This window comes from Bacillus sp. NMCC4 (genome assembly GCF_002998555.1).
GTDB lineage: Bacteria > Bacillota > Bacilli > Bacillales > Bacillaceae > Bacillus.
This window is the reverse complement of record NZ_PVRA01000002.1, coordinates 337,642-364,273: the sequence shown is the minus strand read 5'-3', so window position 1 is coordinate 364,273 and position 26,632 is coordinate 337,642. Positions and strand designations below refer to the sequence as shown.

Genomic DNA, 26,632 nt, shown 5'->3' with positions numbered 1-26,632 from the left:
TCCTTTCATCTCATTTATTTTTTAAAATGGCTTCAATAACTCTCAAATATTCTTTGTAAGCGTGCTCTCCTAAATCTGTTATACTAACTATTGTTTTTGGTTTTTTATCCACAAAGGTCTTTTTAATTAGCACATAGCCCGCTTCTTCTAATTTTTTTAAATGCGAGCCCAAATTCCCGTCTGTTACAGATAAAGAACCTTTTAAGAAGGTAAAATCACATGTTTCATAAATCATTAATAAACTCATAATCCCTAACCGGACTTTTGGATGGATTAAATCATTTAAACTATTGACATTACTCATTTCCTTGTCCTTTTCTTTTTAAAATCACACCAGTTAATAACAAACTTCCTCCACCAATAAAAGCAAAGATAATGTTCATTAAACTAGGAAATAATAAAAATGTAGTTACACCTAAAACACTTAACCAGAACCCCATAATAAAAATCTCTTTAGCTAGAACAATACCTAAAAGTAAATACATTATGGATACCAATAAAACAATATAAAAAGGTAAATTATCTACTGTATATGGTAATAAACCAACACATATTAAAAAAATAAAGATACCTAAAATGATTCCAAGACCAAGCCATGTGTATTGCAATTGAGTTCTTAAAAACAAGGGCATTGGTATCATTTTCCTTTGTTTAAAATATGTAGTTAAAGTGATAACCCAGCCCACAATACCTAAAACAAGCCAAAAGACACCTATAGTTATTGAATTAGCAAAAAGTAAAGGTATTGAATATCCCATTATCCAAATAAGGCCCCAAATGATAAAATAAATACTTGTTTGTTTACAATACTCTGTTTTATAGTTTGTAATCGTCTTGATATGAGATAAATTCTCTAATATTTCTGAATTATTCGATTTTTCATTCGGCATAAATAAACTCCTCTTCCACAAAGAACTCTGTACTACAGAGTATAGAGTTAAATTTCCATTTAGTCAAGTTAATGGAAATGTTTTTTTACAAATTAAGATAAAAAAATAACCACCTCCTTTTTTTAGGGGGAACGAAATCTCATAAATACCTTCTGTCTCTTGATCCTTTCTGAAAACTTGGTTTAAGCAATATAAACAGCAAATGAAGTTCCTTATTCAGCAGGCATTCGCCATCAGTTCTTTTCGTTCATTCTTTTCGCATGTTCACTGATAAGTGCTGACTCCCTGCTCCCCTTTATGATGCGGAAACCGTCATAATCCGGATAGAGCGAATCATCGTCCTGAATACTTGTTAAAATCCAAAATTGACTGCCAGCTCCTCCGAGCCGCTCAACCGCTGACAGCCAGCTTTGATATACGTCAGGACGTGCTGATTGATTTTGAACGCCAAACTCTTCTAACACAACTGGTTTTCCGATTGACTTCCCGCGGGTGATATGGTCTTCGATCCATTTCACTCCCCAAGCAGCTGACTTGTTCCAGTGATCTGGGTACAGATGATAGGTTCCATAATCGATATTAGAGAGAGCCGTCAAACGGTCCCAATCGACGCCTTCTCCGCCTCCATAAAACCAGTCTTCATGTCCTGGTATGCGAAAGAACCCTTCATCTCCTACTGCAACAAGATGGTGACGATCCAGCGATTTGATCCACGTACTCATTTCATCTGCCCATTTGACTAGTATATTTCCCGTTGGATTTGACTGCACACGCGGCTCATTAGCTAATTCCCAAGTCATAATAGCTGGATCGTCCTTATATTGAACACCTGTGTACGTATTGGTTCTTTCTAATACATAGCGCACATAATTTTTGTAAGCTTTTTGTATACGAGGATCTGTATAAAAGGCATCATGCGTTCCTGCCTCGAACCACTTTACGTATTGATTCATCCCGCCAAAATCATCCCAATTGTTCACTAGTGGGATGACAAGTTTTATTCCTTCCTGTCCCGCTTTATAAATCGCATAATCTAGTTTTTGAAAACCCGATTCTTCATAGACCCCTGGACTAGATTGTAAGACTGAGTTTTCTTGAGGGGCCCCATCGTGAAATCCCCAAATACGTATGACCTTTAAATTCATTGCTTTCATATCATCGAACACAGCATCTACCATCTTTTTAGATTTGTAATGGAAATAGTAATTATTTGTGCCAGCGAAGTAAAATGGTTGATTGTTCAGCGTAAATTGTGTACCAGACGTCTGTACATAAGAGGCGGCCTTAATCGTAAGTGAAAACCAGCCGGCCCATATAGCGGCCACAAGTATGAAGCAAAACACTCTTTGAGTCCATTTCTTCATTTAAATTCCCCTCACAATCTAGCCTTCTTCAGGTACGATCACATCTAGCCGAAGCGGTGTTTGTTCATTTGAATCAAGTTCAATTGTCTGTTGTTTTAACAGTTTACTTTCTTTACCGATTCGAATCTCATATGTCCCGTGAAATGCTCGACATGTCACATTGCCATTAGCATCTGTTTTTTCAACTCTTTGTGTCGTCCACTCATTTAGAAGCTTTTCGTAACGTCGGCCTGCTTCATTTAAAGACCAATCATAATTCACGATGGCCGCATGCTCACCTCTCCAATGGGCACCTGCCCAAAATCCCCACATTAGCACTCCTTTTACGGCTGGATGACTAAATGCGACGCGATATAAAGCCTCTAGGTTATCCGCTCTTCTATTAGCGTCAGGGTGAACAGAATCGTACTCTGTAACCCATATAGGAAGACCAAGCTCAGCAAGCACATCGAGCCTCTCTTTTACAACGACTGGATCGACCCGTTCTTCAAAATGTCCTTGAACACCAATCGCCTCAATAGGTGCGCCTAACTGACGCAGTTCATTGATATGCGCTTTATAAGCGTGGTGCTCACCATATGAGATCACATTATAATCATTCACAAACAATAGTGCTTGAGGGTCAATTTTTTTCGTTTCTTCATACATCCACTTCCAAATATTTTTCCCGAAGCGATCTTTAAAAAATGAACCATGCATCATTTCATTGTTTACATCCCAATGACGGAATCTCCCTTTAAAATGATTACCCGCATGCTCAAGCCGGTTTTTCATCGATTCATACACTTCGTGATTCGGTAGTGACCTCAGCCAGCTTGGATTCGCATCCTCTACCTCCCAAAATAAAGCGTGCCCTCTCACTGGAAGTTGATGTTTATCTGCAAAATTCAGCATCGCATCTGCTTTTTCGTAAGTGATTTTCCCTCTTTCAGGTTCATTCGCATACCATTTTGCCTCATTTTCAAAAACAGCCCAATTAAAATACTTCACAAAAAAATCGGCATATTGTTGATTAAACAACACTTGGTCATTCATCGCTGAACCAAATGCGAATTCATGCCTATTTTGCTTAATCTCAACCTCTATACCTGCTATTGGCTTTTTTTCGTGATTTGTGACATTTATTTCAAGATCTCTTTGTCTATGCTCTGAAATTCGATCATTCGCCTCTTTTTTCCACATCAGATTTATCTGCCCATTTTCGCCCTTGTTTAATGATTGATGAAGAAAACTTCTTTCTTTGACCATGTAAAAACACCCTTATCTTCACTGGATTTATATTTCCTAATCAAACTGCCGGCTCAAAGAAACCGGCAGCTTAAATTTGACCTGCTAGTTGATGAGACGATGATATTCAGCGTAGGCAGTGGCCATATCCACTTGAGACCAGAAACGGTGATAGGTGAAAACCGGTGCCCCATTCTCCCATTTGCCTGTTGCTTCATTAAATGAAGACTGATATTTACTCTCGAGTGAAGACCATGCTGGATCTTGTTTAATGTTTGGACGAAGATCAGCAAAACTCGTATAGACCCCATTACCTCCTCGCTGCGGATCAGAAGGAATAGTGCTGGCTCCAGGAATCTGATTCCCTTGACCAAATGTCCCGTTCCAACCATTTGGGAAATACACTTCTTTTTTAAAGAAGCGGTCATAGTCCTCTCTTTCTTCTTCTGTTACAATGCCCACGCCATCATTGTAATTCCACGCAACCTCAAGGAGCTGTGCGGCAGCATCTTTCGCTCTGACACCAAGCGCTGTATAATCCCCTGTTTCTAGCTTAGTGGCAGCAGCAAAGAAAGTTAAAGCCTTGACTAGACTCCCTAGTACGCCCGTATCCTGAGTTGGATCTTTTGTTACAGCTGTTAAGTTTGGATTTCCTGTTGCAGACTGGAACCCATTCCAAGTGTCAGGCTGTCCGCTCCAAGCAATATTTCCAGGAAGCCAAAACTCGCCAGGTGCACTCGTTGTAGCAACAGCAGCATTTGTTCCTCCTAGAATTCTTTGTCCTTGGTCATCTAAGAAATAACCCTCTTCATCCGACACAGGACGGCTGCCGATAAAAATGTAATCTAATGCATAGTTGACCCATTTTGTGATGCAAGATTTGGCCATTTGGACATTTTCAGATGTTTTGTCTCCATCTTTCACAAAAATGTAATAAAGCTCTGCTACGCGCTCCATCGGCCATGCCTGCATCCCAAACCAGTTATTAGAAGGCGGGTCAAGATAAACAGGTGCATCCTCATATGCCATATCGTAAAAAGTACTTCTTCCCGCCGGATAAGCACTATAGTCTCCATTCCAGCTATTGGTTGCACCTCCTGCAATCGCTCCCTCTTTAGATTGAAGCCATACATAAAATTCAAGCTGCCTTTTTAATGTTTTTTCCCAATCGCTTGCACCAGTAGCGGAAGATGGCTTTAAGCCTCCTTTGTCTGAGGATAAAGCATAAGCGGCGACAGGGTTTTGATACCCTTGGTGACAATGGCTAGCTCCAATACGCCATGACCAGTTGGCATGGTCGCCAAGTCCTCCGCCCCAAGAGGTATACCACGCCATTAAGTAATGACAGGCACCCTTTCCGTTTCCAGGGTACGGATTCCCCTGTTTGCCGCTTCCAATCGTTTGAAAATATTTATCGTACATACCGTAACGAAGAAAATCCCCCATTTTTTTCGCTTTATCAAGATAGGCTGACTCATTATAGCCGAGTTCCTTCGCCCAATACATCACTTGTATTGCACGCGCATCAGCATCCGTCGCATTGGTATAGCGCCACTGAGCAGCTGGTGCTTGATTTTCTTTTGTGAACAAGCTCATAAAGCCTTCATTCGGCTTTCCAAAAGATTTATCATCTTGTGAAGGATGAGGGATGGCCTCCCATACGGATTCCTGCGGCCCGCGCTGGAACGTGTTCACATATGCAGCTTTATGTGATGGGTTGAGCAAGTTTCCATATTTATACCAGTTATCGACATCAAGCAGCCAGTGCATTAAATACGTTTCATTCGTTCCATAGGTTGATTTCAATTCACCATCAATCGGATCTTGACCCGCAGGACGAGCACCGCTTAACTGGCTAGGGTATTGATCCGGGTATGGTTTTTCTGCTGCGTATGTGGCTGGGCTAGAAGGATTGTAGGCGCTCATATGCGGCTGCTCATCATTTCCATCTTCATTTACTGGGATGATGTACTTCTCCATATTGTCCCAGGCTGCCTCTAATTTGCTCCAATCCCCTGTGTAATGTCCGTACAACACCTCAAGCCACAGCCAATAGCTATACGCTTCTGAAGTTGTCATATGCCCGTAATCAGGCGCTTCGCAAATGAGCGTCTCGATTGAATGATACGGAATTCCTTCTGATGAAAAATATCCATTCGCATCACTTTTAATTTGATGATAAAGCGTTAAAAACCGTTCTTTGTTTGACAAGTTCTTCACCCTTTCAATACATCTTGATTTTTATTTGTCTGGAAGTGCACCAAATACCAAAGCACCATCATCAAAAACAGGAATCCTCGCTGTTTTTTGCATATTGGAAGTTAAGCCTTGAAAGGAATAATCATTTGAGGCATCCCATATATTCGCCCCATTTGGTGCAGATAATCGAAATTGTATTTCCTTCTTATGCTCTGATTCTCCTCCAGGAAAAATCGCTACGCCCGTAAAATCAATTTCTGCATAATATACGTGGGCTGATGCGTCATATACCTTCAGCGGAGATAAGGAAGCGCCTTCATTGTAGGCTGCTGTCACTTGAATATCTTTTTCAGTGAATCCCTTTGCAAAGACCTCACTCAGATTGACATAATATCTAAAGGACAGCGTTTGACTGCTTCTTGCCGGCCAGCCGGACCGATTGTATAGAACCGCCTTCACCTGAGTTGATGTTGTATCGTTATTCATCAGAGCTGCCTCTACAAAAAATTCATCCTGAGCCTGTTCTTTAGGCGGGAAATTTGGAAGCTTAGATTGCCCCTTTCCAAACAGCTGCACCATTTTGGCTATATTTCCAGTAAAGGCGGCATTATAGTCCGTCGCCACCTCGTTTGATACATAATCAGAGATGTCATCGTCATATTGATCCTGTGCATTAGGCCCACCAACAAGCGCTCCATAAAGAGTGTGCCGATGATACGGAGGATTTGTCAGCTGGTTAGACCATGAGCCATGTGCAGTTCGATGGTGTGGATGCTTCGGCGGGTTCTGGCCAAACCCAACGACATAGCTTCTATTTAGCGGATTATCACCTAGCATATAGTGAGTTTGCTTGATCGCAAACGTTTGATATCGATTCTTTTTTTCTTCATCTGAAACCCAATCAGCATAGACAAAGGCTAAAAATGCTGCATTTGCTGTATAACGAAGCGATCCCCATTGATCTAGCCATGCCAAACCGCCAGGCGTATAAGTGATTCTTTCGACTTTTCCATTTTGAACAAAACCCGTCGTCCAGTAATCGAGATTACGCTCTGTCGATTCTATAAATCGATTTTCTTTCGTGATTCTGGCGAGTAAGATTTGCGAAGCAAAAAAAGTATTGTCCCATGACATGGTAAACGTATAATCCCAATCCTTCGGCCATTCCTCTACTGCTTTTAGTGCTTGATTTAAATAGGTTTCTTCATTTGTTGCCAAGTACAGCCAGATTCCGCCCCAAATGAGTTCGTCAATATAGCCGCTCCAGGAGTTGTAAAACGGCTGAGCATTTGTGACACAATCTGTATACTCGCCGCGATACCTGTCAGCAAATGCATAAAGCTGTTTCGCGTGGGTCAGAAGCTTTGCTGCATAAGGGGCATCTGTCTCTTTAAAAATGATAGAACCCGCTGCTAAAGCTGCAGCAGTTTGTGCGGCTACTTCTGTTCCTGGACAATTTTCATCAATTTTAAAAGCTGGCCGGCTCATCGGCATCACTTCTGCCGGTCCCCACCAAGCATGATCGGCGTTCCCATCACCTACCTGCGCCCAAAACTCGTTCGGACCTGTATGTGCTTTCAAAAAATAATCCGTTGCCCACCTGATTTGATCGAGGATGTCATCTAGCAGTTCTGCCTCTTCATAGGCTTCTCGGTATTCATATACTGTCCATGCAAGCACAGCTGCTGAGTAGGCCATCGGAAGCCCAAATTTCACATGATCACCTGCGTCATACCAGCCGCCAGTTAAATCATGCCCTACATCCTTCCCGTCCTCTAGTCCAGAATCTCCCCGCCAGTTGAGACGGCTGCTTTCGGGAAGCTTTCCAGACCGCTGCGCTTCATAAAACAACAAGGATTTTTGAAGAACCTCTACATAATTATAAGATGCCATTTCCGTATGACTCACTCCTTCTTTTTAGTCAAACATGAATAGACAAGCCACCTCCTTTTATTCAGAACGTGATTTGAACAGTTTTGAAAAGAATCAAATACGTTTCAAAAATAAGCATAGTAAACAGCAATCAGCTTTACGCTCATCGAAGGTTTTTTCTCTTGATTCTTTTTGTGACTGTACCCAGAATGATCATATGTCGCATGAGAACATTTCAGACGGCGAAATTCTCTTTTTTGCTCTATTTGGGTAGAAAGAATGACATACAATCTCTTCTCTTAAAACATCACGTTAAATCAAGGTATATGAATGAATAAGAAAATGATTCCATTTGGTGGAAAATCTTTATTAGTTAACATAATAAAATTATTGTATATGAAAAAAGAACGCCCCTTTAAGGACGCTCTTCATGAATCGCATTAAAACAAAGAAAGCTGGTTTTGATCGGGAAGTGCTTCTAAGCAGCCTTGACGATCTAAATATTCTAGGATCGTTTTCGACACTTTTCCGCGTTTTTGTAAATCTTCTTTTGAAAGGAATTCCCCGTCTTGTCGTGCGCGAACAATATTTAACGCAACGTTTGTTCCGAGTCCAGGGATCGAGTTGAATGGCGGAATTAATCCATCTCCATCAATGATAAACTCTGTTGCACTTGATCGGTAGAGGTCCACTTTTTTGAAATGGTAGCCTCTTTCACACATTTCAAGTGCAAGCTCTAGTACAGTTAATAGGTTCTTTTCTTTCGGTGATGCATCTAGACCTTTTGAGTTAATATCGTCCATGACTGCTCGAATCGCATTCGATCCTTTTGTCATTGTTTCGATATCAAAGTCATCTGCACGAACGGTAAAGTAAGCCGCATAGTATAAAAGTGCATGATGCACCTTGAAGTAGGCAATCCGTACAGCCATTAATACGTAAGCAGCTGCGTGGGCCTTAGGGAACATGTATTTGATCTTTTTACAAGAATCAATATACCAGTTCGGTACATTATTATTCTTCATTTCTTCTTCCCATTCAGGGGGAAGCCCCTTTCCTTTACGAACAGACTCCATGATTTTAAATGCGAGTGACGGCTCTAAGCCCTGATAGATGAGATAGACCATAATATCGTCACGACACCCAATCACTTCACTTAGTTCACACGTTTTATTGTGAATGAGTTCTTGCGCGTTTCCGAGCCATACATCCGTCCCGTGTGATAGTCCAGAGATCTGAACGAGCTCTGAGAAGGTCGTTGGTTTTGTATCCTCAAGCATTTGCCGAACAAACCTTGTCCCAAACTCCGGAATACCGAGTGTACCTGTTTTACAGCCAATTTGCTCTTCTGTTACACCTAGAGGCTCTGTTCCTTGGAAAATTTTCATTACTTCTGGATCGTCTGTTGGAATCGTTTTTGGATCAATTCCGCTTAAATCCTGAAGCATACGAATAACCGTTGGATCATCGTGCCCTAGTATATCCAGCTTGAGCAAGTTGTCATGGATTGAATGGAAATCAAAATGCGTCGTTTTCCAATCAGAACCTGTCGCATCTGCTGGATATTGAATTGGTGAGAAATCATAAATGTCCATATAATCCGGCACTACGATAATACCGCCTGGGTGCTGGCCCGTTGTCCGTTTGACCCCTGTACAGCCTTGGACAAGCCGGTCGATTTCTGCGCCCCTCATATGAAGATTATGATCTCCTGCGTAGCCTTTCACGTAACCATATGCTGTTTTTTCTGCAACAGTACCAATCGTACCTGCTCGGTATACATACTCTTCACCGAACAGCTCTTTCGTATAGTTATGTGCAATCGGCTGATATTCACCTGAGAAGTTCAAGTCGATATCAGGGACTTTGTCTCCTTTAAAACCTAAGAACGTTTCAAACGGAATATCATGTCCATCTTTTTTGTACGGCGTACCACATTCTGGGCAGTCTTTGTCAGGAAGGTCAAAGCCTGAACCAACAGATCCGTCATTAAAGAACTCCGAATGCTTACAGCTTGGACATACATAATGCGGGGCAAGTGGGTTCACTTCGGTAATCTCTGTTAATGTTGCAACAAGAGATGAGCCGACAGATCCCCTTGAACCAACAAGATATCCATCATCAAGTGATTTCTTTACAAGCTTATGAGAGATTAAGTAAATAACGGCGAATCCATGGCCGATAATACTTTTTAATTCTTTCTCAATACGGTCTTCTACAATTTTCGGCAAATCATCTCCGTAGATGCTGCGCGCCATTTGATAGCTCATTTCCCGTATTTCTTCATCTGCACCTTCAATTTTTGGTGTGTATAGGTCATCTTTGATTGGTTTAATGCTTTCGACCATCTCAGATACTTTTTTCGTATTCGCCACGACGATCTCTTTCGCTTTTTCGTCTCCTAGGAAGGAGAATGCTTCAAGCATTTCATCTGTCGTTCTAAAATGAACTTTTGGCAGTTCGTGACGGTTAAGCGGATTTGCTCCACCCTGTGATGAAATTAAGATTTTACGATAAATTTTGTCTTCTGGATGCAGATAATGCACATTTCCAGTTGCCACGACTGGTTTATTGAGCTTTTCGCCAAGCTTCACAATGTTTGTGATGATTTCTTTTAACGCACGTTCATCTCGAACAAGCTCCAGCTGCAGCAGATGCTGATACACTTCTGGCGGATGAACTTCTAAATAGTCGTAAAATGCTGCAATGTCTTCCACCTCATCAGGTGATTTTTGCATCATCCCTTCAAAGACCTCACCCTTATCACAGGCAGACCCGATAATTAAACCTTCTCGATATTTCTCAAGCTGTGAGCGCGGAATGCGCGGCACCCGGTAGAAATAATGAATATGAGAAAGAGAAACAAGTTTGAATAAATTTTTCAGACCGGTCTCATTTTGTGCGATCAGAATGGCATGGTAAGGACGTGAGCGCTGGTAGGCATTAGACTGACCCATGTTTTCATTCAATTGATCGTGATAGGCAATTTCTTTTTCAGCCGCATCTTTTAGCATCTTCAGCATGAGGTAGCCTGTCGCCTCTGCATCGTAAATGGCCCGGTGATGCTGCGTCAGTTCTATATCGAACTTTTTACAAAGTGTATTGAGCCGGTGATTTTTAAATTCAGGGTAAAGGAATCGGCCAAGTTCAAGTGTATCAATCACAGGGTTTGACGCTTTATCTGTTTTTAACAGGCGTTTGTACGCTGCATTTAAAAAGCCCATATCAAAACTTGCATTGTGCGCAACAAGGATATCTTGTCCAATCCATTCTTTGAAATCGCGCACGACATCGACGACATCTGGAGCATCTCTGACCATATCATCCGTAATACCCGTTAATTCGATCGTTGTCGCTGATAATGGGTGATGAGGATTTGCAAATGCCTCAAAGCGGTCAATGATTTCCCCGCCTTTTATTTTCACTGCTGCCAGCTCAATGATCGTGTCATAAACGGCTGAAAGTCCAGTTGTCTCTACGTCAAATACGACATACGTCGCGTCATCTAACAAACGGTGCTCCGGATTATAGGCAATGGGTACTCCGTCGTCCACCAAGTTGATTTCCACACCGTACATCATTTTGATGTCATGCTTTTTACTTGCTGAATACGCATCTGGGAAGGATTGTACAACCGCATGATCCGTCAGGGCAATCGCTTCATGTCCCCATTTTTTTGCTTGTTCCACCAGCCTGCCAATGCCAGTGACAGCATCCATTTGGCTCATTGGGGAATGCAAATGAAGCTCGACACGTTTTTCACCCTCAGGTGCCGTATCCTCTTTCAGCTGAGGTTTCATTTCATTGACGTCATTGGCAATCATGACAAGGTCTCTGACAAACGTATCGTTTTGAATGCTTCCTCTTGCTTTGACCCACATGCCTTTTTTCAATGATTTCATCAGCTGGGCATCTTCTTTTTCTCTTGCAAACATTTTGATTAAAATACTGTTTGTATAATCTGTAATCTTAAAGATACAAAGCGTTCTGCCGCTTTTCAGCTCACGCGTTTCTGCATCGAATACGTAGCCTTGAACGGTGATTCTTCGTTCCTCATCCATAATACTATCAAGCGTACGGATTTCTTCATTGTCTTTAATTTGATAGCCAATCATGAGAGGACCAGACGGAGCTTCATCCTGCTCCTCACTTTCCTTCTTCTCCATCTCAGTGAGGGCTTGCATCGCTCTTTCTTGATCTTCAGCAAGCTTTTGTTCTCTGAACTTCTGAATCTCTTGATCTGATACAAAAATTTCTGTATCGAATTGCAGCTCTGGAAAGCCCACTTGTTTAAAAGCAGCCTGGAGCATTGGGCTGTACTTCTTCTTGATGGCCAAAGCCTCTGTTTCGCTTTTCGTTTTGATGATGATTTTATGTCCAGACAGCGATGGTTTTTGCTGCTGAAGCAAGCTGATGATTGGAGGAGAAATTCCTTGAAGCTCTTCCACACAATGTGACCAATACGATTGAACGAGCTCTTCAGAGATGTTCGGATCATTGACTTCAATCGTACAAGTGACTTGTGCAATATGAGAAAATGCATTTGTCAGCCTGCTGAGAAACATCGCATATACCTTGTAAGGCAGAAGCGCCTTAAATTTAAAAAGGAAATGCCACGTTTTCGTCGCCTTATGCACCGTCAATTTGACGATTTCTCCTTCTTCAAAGTAACGACTGAGGTCATCATCTGTCATTTGAATCTGATTGAGTAATATATGAAATTGCCGCCGTGTGATCGGTAATTGTTCATCCAAGACAGAACCCTCCTTTTGTCAATCAGAAAGGTACCTCTTTTCTACAGGAGGTACCTTCATTTTTTTGTTCGTTTTTATGCTTGGCGTATAAATGAAATCAGCTCATCAACAGATACTTCATGTGATTCACCTGATTTTCTAAACTTCACTTCAACAATGCCTTCTTCTGAACGTTTTCCACAGCTAATGCGAATTGGCAGCCCAATTAAATCACTGTCTGCAAATTTTACTCCGGCACGCTCTTGGCGGTCATCGAAAAGTACGTCAAAGCCCTCATCTTCTAAGCGCTCGTATAACGTTTCAGCCAGCTCTTTTTGAGCATCGTTTTTCATATTTAATGCAAGGAGATGAAGGTCATATGGCGCAACAGTTTCGGGCCAAATGATTCCTTTCTCATCGTGATGCTGTTCAACAATTGCTGAAAGAGTTCTAGAGATACCGATACCATAGCATCCCATAATCATTGGCTGCGCTCGTCCATTCTCATCGAGGTACGTCGCATCCATTGACTCAGAATAACGAGTGCCTAGTTTAAAGACTTGTCCTACTTCAATCCCTTTGGCAAACTGGATTGTGCCTTCTCCATCTGGAGAAACATCTCCTTCTTGAATTAAACGAAGATCTGTGAATTCTTTCACTGATACATCACGCGCAGGATTGACATTGACATAGTGATAATCCGCTTCGTTTGCACCTGCGACAGCATTTGTCATGCCTTTAACCGCAAGGTCTGCATAAATATCGACTTCTGCTTCCAGCTTCACAGGACCAACAAACCCAGGCTCTGTTCCAATGACTTCTAGTACTTCTTCGCGAGTAGCAAGCTCTACAAGCTGTGCTCCTACCAAGTTTTTCACTTTCACATCATTTACTTCATGGTCGCCTCTAGTCAGGATTAGAACATATGCATCATCTGCTTTAAACAAAACAGATTTGATACAAAGAGAAGGATCAACTTCTAAAAATCCAGCGATGTCTTGAATCGTTTTTACTTGCGGTGTGTGGACTTTTTCAAGTTCTTTGAAGTCCGCAGGATTTGCTTCTTCTCCGTGATAAACAGCTTCAGCCATTTCAATGTTCGCAGCATAGGAAGATGTGTCAGAGTATGCAATTGTATCTTCTCCTACTTCTGACAGTGCCATAAACTCATGTGTATCTTTTCCTCCCATTGCACCAGAATCTGCAATGACTGGTCTAAAATTAAGACCTACTTTTGAGAATACATTGGAGTAAGCTGTAAACATCTTGTTGTATGTGTCATCAAGGCTTTCTGGTGAAGAATGGAATGAGTACGCATCCTTCATAATAAATTCACGTCCGCGCAGCAGCCCAAAACGCGGTCTCTGTTCATCGCGGAATTTTGATTGAATTTGATAAAGAGTTAAAGGAAGCTTCTTATACGATTTTACTTCGCTGCGTACGAGTGATGTGATCACCTCTTCGTGCGTTGGGCCAAGTGCGAACTCGCGGCCATGACGATCTTTCATACGCATCAATTCTGGACCGTATGTATACCATCTTCCTGACTCTTGCCACATTTCTGCCTGCTGCAGCACTGGCATTAACAGCTCAGCTGCTCCTGCCTTTTCCATTTCCTTGCGAACAATGGATTGAATATGCTGGATGACTTTATGAGCAAGCGGCAGATAATGATAGATTCCGCTTGTATTTTGTCTAATGAACCCAGCTCTTACTAAGAGCTGATGACTTTTTGCCTCAGCATCTGCCGGCACCTCTCGAAGAGTTGGAATGAAAGTCAGGGATTGTCTCATGTCGTTACACCTCATTTATGAAATAGGACTTCTCACAAAAACTCTTGTTTCCCGTAATGAGAAACAAGAGACATTGGTTTTTATAAAAATAATCGCTGGATGTCATTCCACGTAACCACTAGCATTAACAGCATGAGGAATGCAACACCGATAAAGACAACAAGTGCTTCTTTCTCACGATTAATTGGTTTACCACGAATGGCTTCAACAAACAAGAATAGTAAACGTCCTCCGTCTAGTGCAGGAATCGGTAATAAATTCACGATGCCTAAGTTGATACTAAGGAACGCCGCAAACTGCATTAATGTTAACACACCTTGCTTGGCTACTTCTCCTGTCATGTCATAGATCCCAACAGGACCCGCTAACATATCTAGTGAAAATTGTCCTGTGACAATTTTTTGCAAGTTCGTTAAAATCAGACCTGCTGTTGAAATCACAGTCGTTCCTGAGGATGAAATAACCTTCAGAAATCCATTTTCCGTTGGCGGATAAGATCCGAAACGGCCAATGCTTTTTCCGTCTGCTTTCACAGCTTCTGGTACAACCTGCACAGTGCTTTCTTTGCCGTCTCGGTCAATGACGACATTCATTTTTTTCTCAGGGTTCTTTTGAACGGTTTGAACGACGTCTGTCCAAGAATTCATTTTATCCCCGTTAATGGACACGATGTGGTCACCCTGCATGAGTCCAGCTTCTGTTGCTCGGCCGTCTTTCGTCAGCTTGCCGAGTACAGGATCATCAACGGTTACCCCTTGAATAAAGCCTAAAGCAACCAAAATCACATACGCCAGGATAAAGTTCATAATCGGTCCAGCTGCGATCGCTTTAATACGCTGCCATACCGTTTTTGATCCAAATTGACGATTGTATGGTGCGATTTGAATTTCTTCACCATCTGCAATATAAAAGCTTGTTTGACTGACATTGTAGCCAGTCAAAATATCTTCATTTCCAGCTTCATATCCTGAGATTCTCATGGCATGATCTAAATCAATCTGCTCAACTTCGATGACAAGTGCATCAGGATATTTTTCTTTGTCATTTAAAATGATTTTTTCTACTTCATTTTGCTCATTGAATAAGAGCCCCACTGTATGACCTGGTTTAATTTCAATGACTTCAGGGTCCTCTCCTGCCATTTTAACAAATCCGCCAATAGGGAGAAGTCTAATGGTATAAACGGTTTCCTTTCGTTTAAAGGAGAAAATCTTCGGCCCAAAACCAATTGCGAACTCGCGGCATAAAATCCCCGCTCGCTGCGCCATAATTAAATGGCCAAGCTCGTGGAAAAAAACGAGCGTTCCAAAAATAATAATAAACGCAATCACTGTATTCACGAACATACCACCTTATGTGAGGATTGATTGAACAAAGTCTCGTGTATCTTTGTCCACTTCATGGATATCTTGCAAACTAGGCGTTGAAATCACATGATGTCTATTTAGTGCCTTTTCAATCAATTCTTCAATTTGCAGGAACGTTACTTTGCCTTTCAGAAATGCATCAACTGCCATTTCATTTGCTGCATTGAGCACAGCAGGCATTGTCCCTCCTATTTTACCTGATTCATAAGCAAAATGTAAGCAGCGATACCTGTCAAAATCCGCTTTTTGGAAATTCAATTGTCCAATCTCCCAAAGTTTCAATGATTTCGCTTCTGGTAATGGCGCCCTGTCAGGGTATGTGAGTGCATATTGAATGGGCACTCTCATGTCTGGTGTCCCTAACTGAGCCATGACGCTTTTATCGTGAAATTCCACCATCGAATGGATAATGCTCTCTTTATGTAACAGCACATCAATTTGTTCATACGGTATATCAAACAACCAATGTGCCTCAATCACCTCGAGCCCTTTATTCATCATCGTCGCTGAATCAATGGTAATTTTCGCTCCCATTGACCAGTTTGGGTGGTTCAGCGCTTCTTCAACCGTAACACCTTCAAGTTCAGTTCGTTTTTTATCTCGGAAACTACCACCTGAAGCTGTCACGATTAAGCGTTCAATGTTTTTAGCTTGTTCACCTTGCAGGCATTGAAAAATAGCGGAATGCTCACTATCGACAGGAAGTAAAGGTACATCATATGTTTTCGCGTACTCTTTTACTATATGACCAGCTGTGACAAGTGTTTCCTTATTTGCGAGTGCAATCGTCTTTTTTTGTTCAATGGCCTTTAATGTTGGAACAAGCCCAACACTTCCTACAAGTGCATTGACCACAACGTCCACTGCATCATAGGTCGCTGCCTCGATGTTGGCTTCATCACCAGCAGCCATCTTGACATCGTATTCAAATGAATGACCTTTTAGCGTCTGATAAGTCTCTTCACTTAAACATCCGACAAATTCAGGCTGAAACTGTTCTATGATTGGAATGGCCTTATCTACATTTCGGCCAAATGTCATGGCTTTCAGCTTAAATTTGTCTGGGTGCTGCCTAATCACATCTAATGTTTGTTCTCCAATTGATCCTGTTGCGCCTAATAGCGAAATATATTTCAAATTGCCACTCCTTCTCTCGTTCAATAAGTTTCTATGAGGTTAGCTGGCAAACGTTGCGAGCAGTAAATATAAAAACGGCAGAACGAACAAAAAGCTGTCAAACCTGTCCAAAATCCCGCCATGTCCAGGGAGAATTGTCCCTGAATCCTTTACGTGATAATGACGCTTTAAAGCAGATTCCACAAGGTCGCCAAGCTGTCCAAAGATACTGAGCAAAAGAGTAATAAACATAACAAGCAGATATGATGGCAAAAATCCTGTAACCGCCTGAAACACAAATGACAACACGACCGCTGTGACGATTCCGCCGATAAATCCTTCTACTGTTTTGTTTGGACTGATCTCTGGCCAGAGCTTTCGTTTCCCCATAGATTTCCCAATAAAGTATGCACCTGAGTCAGTGGACCAAATAATCACTGCTGCGAAGAAGATCGCACTCATGCCATATAAGCCTCTAATTTGGATGAAATAATAGAAACTGACGCCAATATATAATGTCGCTAATACAACAAAAGCAACCTCATCGAATGTGAAAGAGTTTTTGCTCAACACTGTATAAGTTAAAAGGATTAAGACTGCAAATAAAGCAATTTGCATTTTTGATGCGTCTACGTTCGGGAAGAAGCTGTTCTCTCCGCCCATTAAAAGCCAAAGCAATATTAAGCTGACAATACCAGGAAAGCTGAAAATCGATATCTTTTTCATTCTTAGAAGCTCAAAGAGAGCGACACTTCCCATTAAGTAAATCAGCAGGGTAAATGGCATCTGTCCATATATAACCGCAAGTAAAAAGACTGCAGCTGCCAAAACACCCGTCAAAATTCTTTGTTTCATCTGCACCACCCTCTAAATTCCACCGAACCTCCGGCCGCGGCGCTGGTATTCTCCGATAGCGCCTATAAGATGCTCATCAGAAAAGTCAGGCCAAAGCACATCCGTAAAGACAAACTCGCTGTATGCAATTTGCCAAAGCATAAAGTTACTTAATCTAATTTCTCCACTTGTGCGAATAAGCAAATCCGGATCTTGAAGAGATTCTGTCATTAAATAAGCTGAAAACATCTCTTCTGTGATGTCTTCTGCTTGAAGCTTACCTTCTTTGACTTTTTCAGAAATTTGTCTGCATGCGGAGACGATTTCTGTGCGCCCTCCATAGTTGAGCGCAAAATTCAAAACGAGTCCGTCGTTATTCGCCGTACTCTTTACTGCGTTCTCTACCGCTCTTTTCGTATGCTGCGGGAGGCCGTCTGGATCACCTGTTAAGCGCACACGGACATTTTCCTCGATGAGTTCAGGCAGGTAGATGTTCAAAAATTCTTCAGGAAGCTTCATTAAAAAGTCTACTTCTAGTTTTGGACGTTTCCAATTTTCCGTAGAGAAAGCATACAAAGTCAGCACTTTGACATTCAGCTCATTTGCAAGCTTTGTCATGCGCTTGACGACTTTCATTCCTTCATGATGTCCTGCTACCCGTGGAAGAGCACGTTTTTTCGCCCATCTTCCGTTCCCATCCATGATAATGGCGATATGTTCAGGAATTTCTCCATTTAATATGTCTTCTTTTGTCAGGCTTTCTAAGTTGGAAGCAGCAGTTTGCTGATTCTTCCAATTTTTGAGTATATTGAGCATGAGATTCCTCCATCACCCAAAAAGGTTGCGTTCCCGCTAATAATATAGTCACCAACAGTATTAACAAAAAAACCCCCTGTAAACATGAAGAGGGTCTTTTCACTATTATCTATTGTACATAGTTTTTTCTTAAACTTCCATGATTTCTTTTTCTTTATCTTTCGTCACGTCATCAATTTTAGCGACATATTCATCTGTCAATTTTTGAACATCCTCTGTCGATGATCTTAATTCATCTTCAGTGATCTCACCATTTTTCTCAAGTTTTTTCAACTCATCGTTTGCATCACGACGAACATTACGAACAGCTACTTTTGCTTCTTCTGAATATTTTCTTACCACTTTCACAAGCTCTTTACGTCTTTCTTCTGTTAGTGCAGGAATCGCAATGCGGATCACATTTCCGTCACTTGTTGGCGTGATGCCAAGATCAGACTTTTGGATCGATTTTTCGATATCACCGATGGCTGTTTTATCATAAGGTGTGATAATCAGCATACGTGCTTCTGGCACTGTGATTGACGCGATTTGGTTGAGTGGTGTTTGTGCACCGTAATAATCAACCGTCACTTTATCAAGCAATGAAGCATTTGCTCTGCCCGCACGAACAGTTGCTAGTTCACGTCCGTATGCTTGAACGGCTTTTTCCATTTTTTCTTTCGTTTGGTTCAATACTTCTTTTGACACGTTATTTCCCCCTCACAATCGTTCCAATTGATTCGCCATTTACGGCACGTTTAATATTTCCTTCTTCCATAATGGAGAATACGATTAATGGAATGTCATTGTCCATACATAATGAGGACGCAGTAGAATCCATTACAGCAAGCCCTTCTTTTAACACGTCAAGATATGAAAGCTTATCATATTTTACTGCATCCGCATCTGTACGAGGATCAGCACTGTAGACACCGTCTACATTATTTTTCGCCATTAAAATGACATCTGCTTCAATTTCTGCTGCACGAAGTGCTGCCGTTGTATCTGTAGAGAAATAAGGGTTACCAGTACCTGCAGCAAAAATCACGACACGTTTCTTCTCAAGATGACGGATCGCTTTTCTTCTTATGTATGGCTCTGCAACCTGTCTCATTTCGATAGAGGTTTGTACCCTAGACTGAATGCCAAGCGTTTCTAGGCTGTCCTGTAGCGCGAGTGAATTCATCACTGTTGCCAGCATGCCCATGTAGTCTGCTGTTGCACGGTCCATTCCCAAGTCACTGCCTGTCTTACCGCGCCAAAGGTTTCCTCCGCCTACAACAACTGCAACCTCAACATCAAGCTCTGCAATTTCTTTTACTTGCTTTGCAATTGATTGAATGACAGTTGGGTTAATTCCATTTCCAGCATCACCTGCTAGTGCTTCGCCACTTAGCTTCAGTACAATGCGATTATATTTCGGTTTGCTCATGATAACCTCCAAGTGTAAACTATACCGTCTCTTATTATGCGTAAGAAACTGTCTTTTGTAAATCAATATCCTCTAAAAAATAGGGAACACAGTGCTTGTGCTCCCTAAAAAAGCCCCAGAGAGCTTTTCAAACATTATTTTTTCACTTGGCTCATAACTTCTTCAGCAAAGTTGTCTTGACGCTTTTCAATACCTTCGCCCACTTCATAGCGAACATAAGTTTGAATGCTTGCGTTTTTCGCAGCTACTACTTGTTTCACTTTTTCATCTGGGTTTTTAACGAATGCTTGGTCAAGTAAGCAAATTTCTTCGAAGAATTTGTTTAGACGGCCTTCTACCATTTTAGCTACGATATTTTCAGGCTTTCCTTCTTGAAGCGCTTGCTGTGTTAATACTTCGCGCTCACGGTTTGCTTCTTCTTCTGACACTTGGTCACGAGAAATGTATTTAGGGTTTACAGCAGCAACGTGCATTGCAATGTCTCTTGCAAGCTCTTCGTCAGTTGTTCCGTTAAGAACAGCTAACACACCGATGCGTCCGCCCATGTGTAAGTAAGAACCGAATGCTGCGTTATCTTCTTTCGTGATAACAGAGAAACGACGTAGAGTGATTTTCTCTCCGATTTTTGCAATTGCAGATGTGATATGCTCTTCAACAGTTGAACCGTTTTCCATTTTAGAAGCATGAGCTTCTTCAATTGTTGCAGGTTTAGCAGCAAGCAAATGATCAGCAAGTTCGTTAAGAAGTGATTGGAATCCTTCGTTTTTCGCAACGAAATCAGTCTCAGAGTTCACTTCTAGGATCACGCCTGTGTTGCCGTCAGTTTTGATAAGAGTTAATCCTTCTGCAGCAATACGGTCTGCTTTTTTCGCAGCTTTTGCAATTCCTTTTTCTCTTAGAAGATCGATTGCTTTGTCGATGTCACCATCAGTTTCTGTTAACGCTTTTTTACAGTCCATCATACCTGCACCAGTTTTTTGACGCAGTTCTTTAACTAATTGAGCAGTAATTGCCATTTTACATTTCCTCCTTCTATGTTAAAACACGGATTACTAGGTGAAAAAAAGGTGATAAAAGGCATTTCCCTCTTATCACCTTTTGAATAGGTTACGCAGTTGTTGTTTCAGTTTCTGTCGTTTCTTCTACAACAGCTTCTTCTTCGCCTTGTTTAGACTCAAGAATCGCATCTGCCATTTTAGCAGTTAGAAGTTTTACAGCACGGATTGCATCATCGTTTGCAGGGATCACAACATCAATTTCGTCTGGATCACAGTTTGTGTCAACGATACCGATGATTGGGATATTCAATTTACGAGCTTCTGCAACTGCAATACGCTCTTTACGAGGGTCGATAATGAAAAGTGCATCCGGAAGACCTTTCATGTCTTTGATTCCGCCTAGGAATTTTTCAAGACGCTCTAATTCTTTTTTCAGTTGAACGACTTCTTTCTTAGGAAGAACATCGAATGTACCGTTTTCTTGCATTTTTTCAATATCTTTTAAACGTTTGATACGTTTTTGGATTGTTTCAAAGTTTGTTAAAGTTCCACCAAGCCAGCGTTGGTTCACATAGAACATACCAGAACGGATTGCTTCTTCTTTCACTGAATCTTGTGCTTGCTTTTTCGTACCAACGAAAAGGATTTTCCCTCCGTCAGCAGCAAGGTTTTTCGTGAAGTTGTAAGCTTCTTCTACTTTTTTCACCGTTTTTTGAAGATCGATGATGTAGATACCGTTACGCTCTGTAAAGATGTAACGCTTCATTTTTGGGTTCCAACGGCGCGTTTGGTGACCGAAGTGAACACCAGCTTCTAGCAATTGTTTCATAGAAATAACTGACATTTTGTTGCCTCCTAATATAATGGTTTTTTTTCCTCCGCTCAAGTCATGTTCACATAAAACTGCGCCACGGCAGCACCTTCATACGAATCATTAAGCGTGTGTATTTAACACCAAGAAATAATATAACACATGATGGACTGACAATCAAGAATCCTTTACAGCTTTCCGCTAAATTTTAATAAAAGCTCGATTTCTGTCTTGCCCGTTTTCAGTTCTTTCGCTATTTCTTCTAGCGAATGCCCTTTGTCATATAAGGTCTTCACTTGGTCCTCGAATGTTTCTTCTATTTCACTTTCAGAAGGCACAGAAGCTTCTGATTCAAGATGTGGAACGGGTTCGTTTACCTTCTCTTCCTGCACTTCAACTTCACTAAGGAGAGCCGACAAGTGCTCTGGTACTGGATCTTCACTTTCTACCGATTGCTGGGATTCAATTGGTGGTTGTGGCTGCTTTGGTGTCTGAAAATCCGATTTCAGCTCTTCAGCAGAAAAATCAGGGGAAGCGGCTGCCACTTTTGATAGTTTGTCATTCTCTTCTTTGACTTCCATCAAAAATGCAGCCAGGGTATTTTCCGTTTCTTCTAGAAGTTCTCGCTGCTTTTGTTCAGTTATCTTCAGCGAATTCATTCTCGTATATAAAATGATCACAAAATAAATAAGTGCAGCATGAAGCATGAAGCTAATCAGCCATAACATATTTTTTCACTCACTAACTCTTTAAGATTGAATGGCTTTATCAAGCAGATGCTTAAGCTTGAACAATGCCTTTGAATGAATTTGCGAAATGCGCGAGGTCGATAAATTGAGCACATGACCGATTTCTGTTAACGTCAGTTCCTCTTTATAGAAAAGACTGATCACGAGCTTTTCTTTTTCCGATAGCTCGGTCATTTTTTCAGCAAGCTGTTCTATTAATTCATCTTTCAGCATCTTCTCTTCAGGTGTCACTGTTTTCTCGTCGCGAATCATGACTTGGACGTTTTCACCGTCTTCTTGATCATGCAGCTTCTCGTCGATTGAAAGCAGATTCGCAAAGAAACCTTCATTCATTGTTGTGACAACATCCTGTTCACTCATGCCAAGTTCCTCTGCCACTTCTGTCGGCGTCACATTTCGTAAATAGCGCTGTTCAAGCTTTTCAATAGCCGCTTCTACTTTTTTTGTTTTTTCTCTTGATGTACGAGGCAGCCAGTCCTCTTTACGAAGACCGTCGATGATGGCCCCGCGGATTCTGAAGGATGCATATGTATCAAACTTCAGATCTCTTCCGGGGTCGAATTTTTCAAGGGCATCATATAAACCGAGCATCCCTAGACTGATCAAGTCTTCTTTATGCACTGACTTCGGGAGTCCGATGGAAATTCTTCCAACATGATATGTGACGAGCGGCATATAGCGGCGCATAAGATCATCTCCAGCAGCTGGGTCCTTCCACTCTTTCCATCTAGCCCATAGCGCCTGATCTTCGTAATTTAAGGATTGCATCTTTCTCCCCCTATACTTCCTTAGTTATATCTTCATAGTGCCTTGCTTCACAGTGCGGATCTCAAGCTCTGTCGTAAGCGGATCAAATTCAATCGTACGGCCATTGTTCCCGCCCGTATCCTCACTAATGATCGGGATGCGATAAAGAGACAGATGTTCTTTAACAGCTGATACGTTTCTAGGTCCAATTCTCATCAGATCATTGGTTGACTTAAACTTAAACATTTCTGCGCCGCCAGCAAGTTTTGCCTTTAGCGCATGTTTGCGTGCTCCTTCTTTAAGAAGCAGATCAATTGTATGCTTGACACCTGTATCTGCATATTTAGCCAAGTTCTCCACTGCCCCTTTTGCAAGGGATGAGTCTGGAAGCATGACATGGACAAGACCTGCCAGTTTTTTTTCTTGATCAAACAGAACAAGTCCTACACAAGAACCAAGTCCGGATGTCCGAATGCGGTCCGGTGTTTTCACAATCTGAACATCCGCTATACCAACCTTTACAACTGCCGGAATCTGAACGTTCATTACAGGTTACCTAATGCTTTGAATAGTTTTTCAAACGATTCAAAGTCTGGTAATAGAAACATATTTCCTTTCAGCTCTTGCTTATTTTGATCATCAAAAATCGATGTATCAATCACAATTGCCTGATCCCCTAGAGGGCTGAATTGCATTAACCCTTCACTAATGACAGCCCCGAACATATCGAGCGTAACATCTGGAACACTTGGGTGAAGCTGCAATTTTGTTAAATCGGCAAGGGCTGATAAATAAGAGCCTGCTAAAATATTTCCCAGCTCGTGTAGTGCTGACGTCCCCATCACATGCTCGTGAATGGTATCAATATCAAATGCCGGATCCTGTACAAGCTCTCTTACAAATTGCTCTGCTTGCTCAAATGGCATAATGAAAAAGATAGAGCCGGATAAATCTCCTTCCATCCGCAGGAAAATACTTGCAACTGGGAGGTCTGCACCGCCAAAGAAATCCATTAATTCTTCAAACGAGAGAACCTTGACAAACGGAACAGCCATATCTATTTTGCGATCCAATAGGCTGGCAAGAGCAGACGCGGCGTGGCCTGCTCCAATATTCCCAACCTCTCTTAATACATCCAGCTGTTCATCTTTTATTTCATTGAAAATGCTCATTTCACATCCTCCTTAATGAACAGGTGCATCTTGAACGCTCTTGTCGAGGACGGCACCAGGATGAATGATATTAAATAGACGCTGATCATGCTTAATGATACCTGTCACCCATGATTGTCCTTCTTTTTCAGCTGATTCAGGAGAAGATTCTACTTCTTCTTGATGGACTGTAATGACATCATTCGCTTCATCAACAATCCAGCCGACTTCAATGTCACCAACTTGTACAATAATCATTCTTGTTTCATCTGTAATGTCGTTGTCAGTTGATCCAAGTCTGACTCTAAGGTCGATGACAGGTGTCACGACACCGCGCAGATTAATAACACCACATATATAAGGGGCAACGCCAGGGACTCTTGTTGGCTGCTGCCATTTTTCAATGGACTTTACTTCTGATACTGAAATGGCGTATTCTTTTTTGTTTACGATAAACACAATCATCTTTTCGCCAGTTTTGATATCTGTACTCATTTCAGACCGCTCCTCTATTGTTTTTTACTTGATCAGTGCATTACAGTCAACGATGAGTGCAACTTGACCGTCGCCTAGGATTGTTGCGCCTGAGATCGCAAACACGTTTGGCAGGTAATCTCCTAGTGATTTCAATACAACCTCTTGCTGACCAATAAATGAATCGACCACAAATGCTGTCAGCTTATCTCCTTTACGAACAACGATGATGTGCAGTTCTTCCTCTAATTCATTCGCATTTGGTACGTGGAATTGTTTCTTCAAGTACACGACCGGTACGATAAATCCGCGGAAATCAATCACTTCACGATCATGCGTTTGAAGGATGTCGCTTTTCTTAATGACAGCCGTTTCAATAATAGAAGAAATCGGAATCGCAAATGTTTCCTCTTCCAGTTTCACAAGAAGAACGGAAATAATCGATAATGTAAGCGGAAGCTGGATCGAGAATAGTGAGCCCTGTCCTTCTGTTGAGTTGATGCTCACAGATCCACCTAGTGATTCCAGCTTGTTTTTCACAACGTCAAGGCCTACACCGCGGCCTGAGATGTCAGAAATCGTATCAGCTGTAGAGAAACCTGCTGCAAAGATCAATGAATCAATTTGATGATCTTCAAGCGTCTCTGCTTCTCTTTCTGTAATAACCCCGCGCTCTAATGCTTTTTCAAGCACTTTCTTACGGTTAATTCCGCCGCCATCATCTTCTACTTCAATGAAGACGTGGTTTCCGCTATGATACGCCTTTAATAGAACGGTGCCTTTTTCTGGCTTGCCTTTTTTCACACGTTCTTCTGGCGATTCAATTCCGTGATCTAGACTGTTTCTAAGTAAGTGTAAGAGCGGATCTCCAATCTCGTCGATGACTGTTCGATCAAGCTCTGTCTCAGCACCTTCAATGATCAGTTCAATTTTCTTATTCAGCTCTTTTGTCAATTGACGAATCATACGCGGGAATCTGTTAAACACTGTTTCCACAGGTACCATTCTCATGTTCAGGATGATCGATTGCAGGTCTCCAGAAATACGTGTCATTCTTTCAACGGTGTCTGTGAGTTCGTTATTTTCTAATTCTTTTGCAATCTGCTCTAAACGGCCTCTGTCAATCACCAGTTCTTCAAATAGATTCATTAGAGAATCGAGACGGTCAATGTTGACACGAATCGTTTTTGTTCCGCCGGCAGCTGCACCGTTATTGCCATTTGCTTTTGGCGCATCGCTTGCTGGTGCTTTCGCAGCAGGCACAGATACTTCTTCTTTTTCCTGTTCAGGTTTTGCCTCTTGTTTTTCAGCTTGAGCAGCTTCTTCAAATGCAGAGACTTCTGAGATCTCAACATGTTCAACTTCTGAGATCGCCATCACGATTTTTTTCACTTCATCCATCGGTTGTTTAGATAAATAAGAAATACTGAATTCAGATTCGAAATCTTCTGATTCTAAAAGTTCTGCATTTGGAACTGTTTTGACGACCTCGCCTGCTTCGTTCAGTCTTTCAAAGATCATATAGACACGAACGGCTTTTAATAAGCATGCGTCACTTAATGTCACATTGAGTTCATAACATTTAAAGCCTTGTTCCCTCGCTTCATCAAGCACTGTTCGTTCAAATTCGTTATAGTCTAAGTCGTTAGCAGCCGTAGCTGATACATCCGCTGTTTCAACACTAGGAGCTGCCTCAGCATGGCTTCCTGTCACATCTAGCTTTTTACTAACCTCTGTGACATCGCGTTTCCCATCTCCGCCTTCTGCAATTGATTGAACCATTGCTTCAAGGTGATCAAGTGCTTCAAACATCGTGTCCATTGACTCAGGTGTGACAATCATTTGTTCATTTCGAATGGCATCAAACATGTTTTCTAAATGATGTGTTAGCTGAGCCATATCAGCGTAGCCCATCGTTGCACTCATGCCTTTCAATGTGTGAGCCGCTCTGAATATATCATTCACTAGCTGCAAGTCGGTTGGGTTCTTTTCTAAATCAAGAAGTTTTTCATTACAAGTTTGTAAGTGTTCTCTGCTTTCATCTAAAAAGATATCTAAGTATTGGTTTACATCCAACGTG

The 26,632-nt window shown here is 41.7% G+C and carries 22 protein-coding genes; all 22 read right to left on the bottom strand.

Going from position 1 to position 26,632, the window contains the following annotated elements:
• Positions 1-10: 10 nt before the first annotated feature.
• Positions 11-304: a winged helix-turn-helix domain-containing protein gene (locus C6Y02_RS06105; RefSeq protein ID WP_106030853.1), complete on the bottom strand. Its 294-nt coding sequence runs from the start codon at positions 302-304 to the stop codon at positions 11-13.
• Positions 297-890 (bottom strand): hypothetical protein, encoded by a 594-nt coding sequence (locus C6Y02_RS06100; protein WP_106030852.1) that lies wholly within the window; start codon positions 888-890, stop codon positions 297-299. The genes C6Y02_RS06105 and C6Y02_RS06100 overlap by 8 nt, the downstream gene beginning before the upstream one ends.
• Positions 891-1,123: 233 nt before the next feature.
• Positions 1,124-2,254, bottom strand: coding sequence for a glycoside hydrolase 5 family protein (locus C6Y02_RS06095; protein WP_106030851.1), 1,131 nt, complete (start codon positions 2,252-2,254; stop codon positions 1,124-1,126).
• A gap of 18 nt (positions 2,255-2,272) precedes the next feature.
• A complete protein-coding gene (locus C6Y02_RS06090; RefSeq protein WP_034662295.1) occupies positions 2,273-3,502 on the bottom strand; it encodes an endo-1,4-beta-xylanase in 1,230 nt (409 codons plus the stop codon).
• Between the two features lie 84 nt (positions 3,503-3,586).
• Entirely contained in the window at positions 3,587-5,692 is a 2,106-nt protein-coding gene (locus C6Y02_RS06085; RefSeq protein ID WP_106030850.1) for a glycoside hydrolase family 48 protein, read from the bottom strand.
• Positions 5,693-5,722: 30 nt separating this feature from the next.
• Positions 5,723-7,573 carry a glycoside hydrolase family 9 protein gene (locus C6Y02_RS06080; protein WP_106030849.1) on the bottom strand — a complete coding sequence of 617 codons (1,851 nt, stop codon included), beginning with the start codon at positions 7,571-7,573 and terminating at the stop codon, positions 5,723-5,725.
• A gap of 419 nt (positions 7,574-7,992) precedes the next feature.
• Entirely contained in the window at positions 7,993-12,246 is a 4,254-nt protein-coding gene (locus tag C6Y02_RS06075) for a PolC-type DNA polymerase III (RefSeq protein ID WP_262982268.1), read from the bottom strand.
• A 134-nt stretch (positions 12,247-12,380) separates the two neighbouring features.
• Entirely contained in the window at positions 12,381-14,078 is a 1,698-nt protein-coding gene (locus tag C6Y02_RS06070) for a proline--tRNA ligase (protein WP_034662305.1), read from the bottom strand.
• Positions 14,079-14,158: 80 nt separating this feature from the next.
• Positions 14,159-15,424, bottom strand: coding sequence for an RIP metalloprotease RseP (gene rseP, locus C6Y02_RS06065; protein WP_106030847.1), 1,266 nt, complete (start codon positions 15,422-15,424; stop codon positions 14,159-14,161).
• A gap of 6 nt (positions 15,425-15,430) precedes the next feature.
• Positions 15,431-16,582 (bottom strand): 1-deoxy-D-xylulose-5-phosphate reductoisomerase, encoded by a 1,152-nt coding sequence (dxr, locus tag C6Y02_RS06060; protein ID WP_106030846.1) that lies wholly within the window; start codon positions 16,580-16,582, stop codon positions 15,431-15,433.
• A 39-nt stretch (positions 16,583-16,621) separates the two neighbouring features.
• Positions 16,622-17,416, bottom strand: a complete 795-nt coding sequence (locus C6Y02_RS06055) for a phosphatidate cytidylyltransferase (protein ID WP_060596276.1) — start codon at positions 17,414-17,416, stop codon at positions 16,622-16,624.
• Positions 17,417-17,428: 12 nt separating this feature from the next.
• Positions 17,429-18,211, bottom strand: coding sequence for an undecaprenyl pyrophosphate synthase (gene uppS, locus C6Y02_RS06050; protein WP_034662319.1), 783 nt, complete (start codon positions 18,209-18,211; stop codon positions 17,429-17,431).
• 129 nt (positions 18,212-18,340) lie between these two features.
• Entirely contained in the window at positions 18,341-18,898 is a 558-nt protein-coding gene (frr, locus tag C6Y02_RS06045) for a ribosome recycling factor (RefSeq protein WP_003212469.1), read from the bottom strand.
• 1 nt (position 18,899) lies between these two features.
• Entirely contained in the window at positions 18,900-19,622 is a 723-nt protein-coding gene (gene pyrH / locus C6Y02_RS06040) for a UMP kinase (RefSeq protein WP_008344767.1), read from the bottom strand.
• Positions 19,623-19,756: 134 nt separating this feature from the next.
• The gene (gene tsf, locus C6Y02_RS06035; protein WP_012009978.1) at positions 19,757-20,638 is read right to left on the bottom strand and encodes a translation elongation factor Ts; all 882 of its coding nucleotides are present in this window, start codon (positions 20,636-20,638) and stop codon (positions 19,757-19,759) included.
• Positions 20,639-20,729: 91 nt separating this feature from the next.
• On the bottom strand, positions 20,730-21,464 hold the full coding sequence (gene rpsB / locus C6Y02_RS06030) for a 30S ribosomal protein S2 (RefSeq protein WP_003212093.1): 735 nt from the start codon (positions 21,462-21,464) through the stop codon (positions 20,730-20,732).
• 155 nt (positions 21,465-21,619) lie between these two features.
• The gene (locus C6Y02_RS06025; RefSeq protein ID WP_060596274.1) at positions 21,620-22,159 is read right to left on the bottom strand and encodes a hypothetical protein; all 540 of its coding nucleotides are present in this window, start codon (positions 22,157-22,159) and stop codon (positions 21,620-21,622) included.
• 21 nt (positions 22,160-22,180) lie between these two features.
• Positions 22,181-22,948: a FliA/WhiG family RNA polymerase sigma factor gene (locus tag C6Y02_RS06020; RefSeq protein ID WP_012009976.1), complete on the bottom strand. Its 768-nt coding sequence runs from the start codon at positions 22,946-22,948 to the stop codon at positions 22,181-22,183.
• Positions 22,949-22,972: 24 nt separating this feature from the next.
• Positions 22,973-23,473 (bottom strand): chemotaxis protein CheD, encoded by a 501-nt coding sequence (locus C6Y02_RS06015; RefSeq protein ID WP_106030845.1) that lies wholly within the window; start codon positions 23,471-23,473, stop codon positions 22,973-22,975.
• Positions 23,473-24,099, bottom strand: coding sequence for a chemotaxis protein CheC (locus tag C6Y02_RS06010; protein WP_034662328.1), 627 nt, complete (start codon positions 24,097-24,099; stop codon positions 23,473-23,475). The genes C6Y02_RS06015 and C6Y02_RS06010 overlap by 1 nt, the downstream gene beginning before the upstream one ends.
• 12 nt (positions 24,100-24,111) lie before the next feature.
• Positions 24,112-24,573 carry a chemotaxis protein CheW gene (locus C6Y02_RS06005; RefSeq protein ID WP_034662331.1) on the bottom strand — a complete coding sequence of 154 codons (462 nt, stop codon included), beginning with the start codon at positions 24,571-24,573 and terminating at the stop codon, positions 24,112-24,114.
• A 24-nt stretch (positions 24,574-24,597) separates the two neighbouring features.
• Positions 24,598-26,628 (bottom strand): chemotaxis protein CheA, encoded by a 2,031-nt coding sequence (locus C6Y02_RS06000; RefSeq protein ID WP_106030844.1) that lies wholly within the window; start codon positions 26,626-26,628, stop codon positions 24,598-24,600.
• Positions 26,629-26,632: the final 4 nt, after the last annotated feature.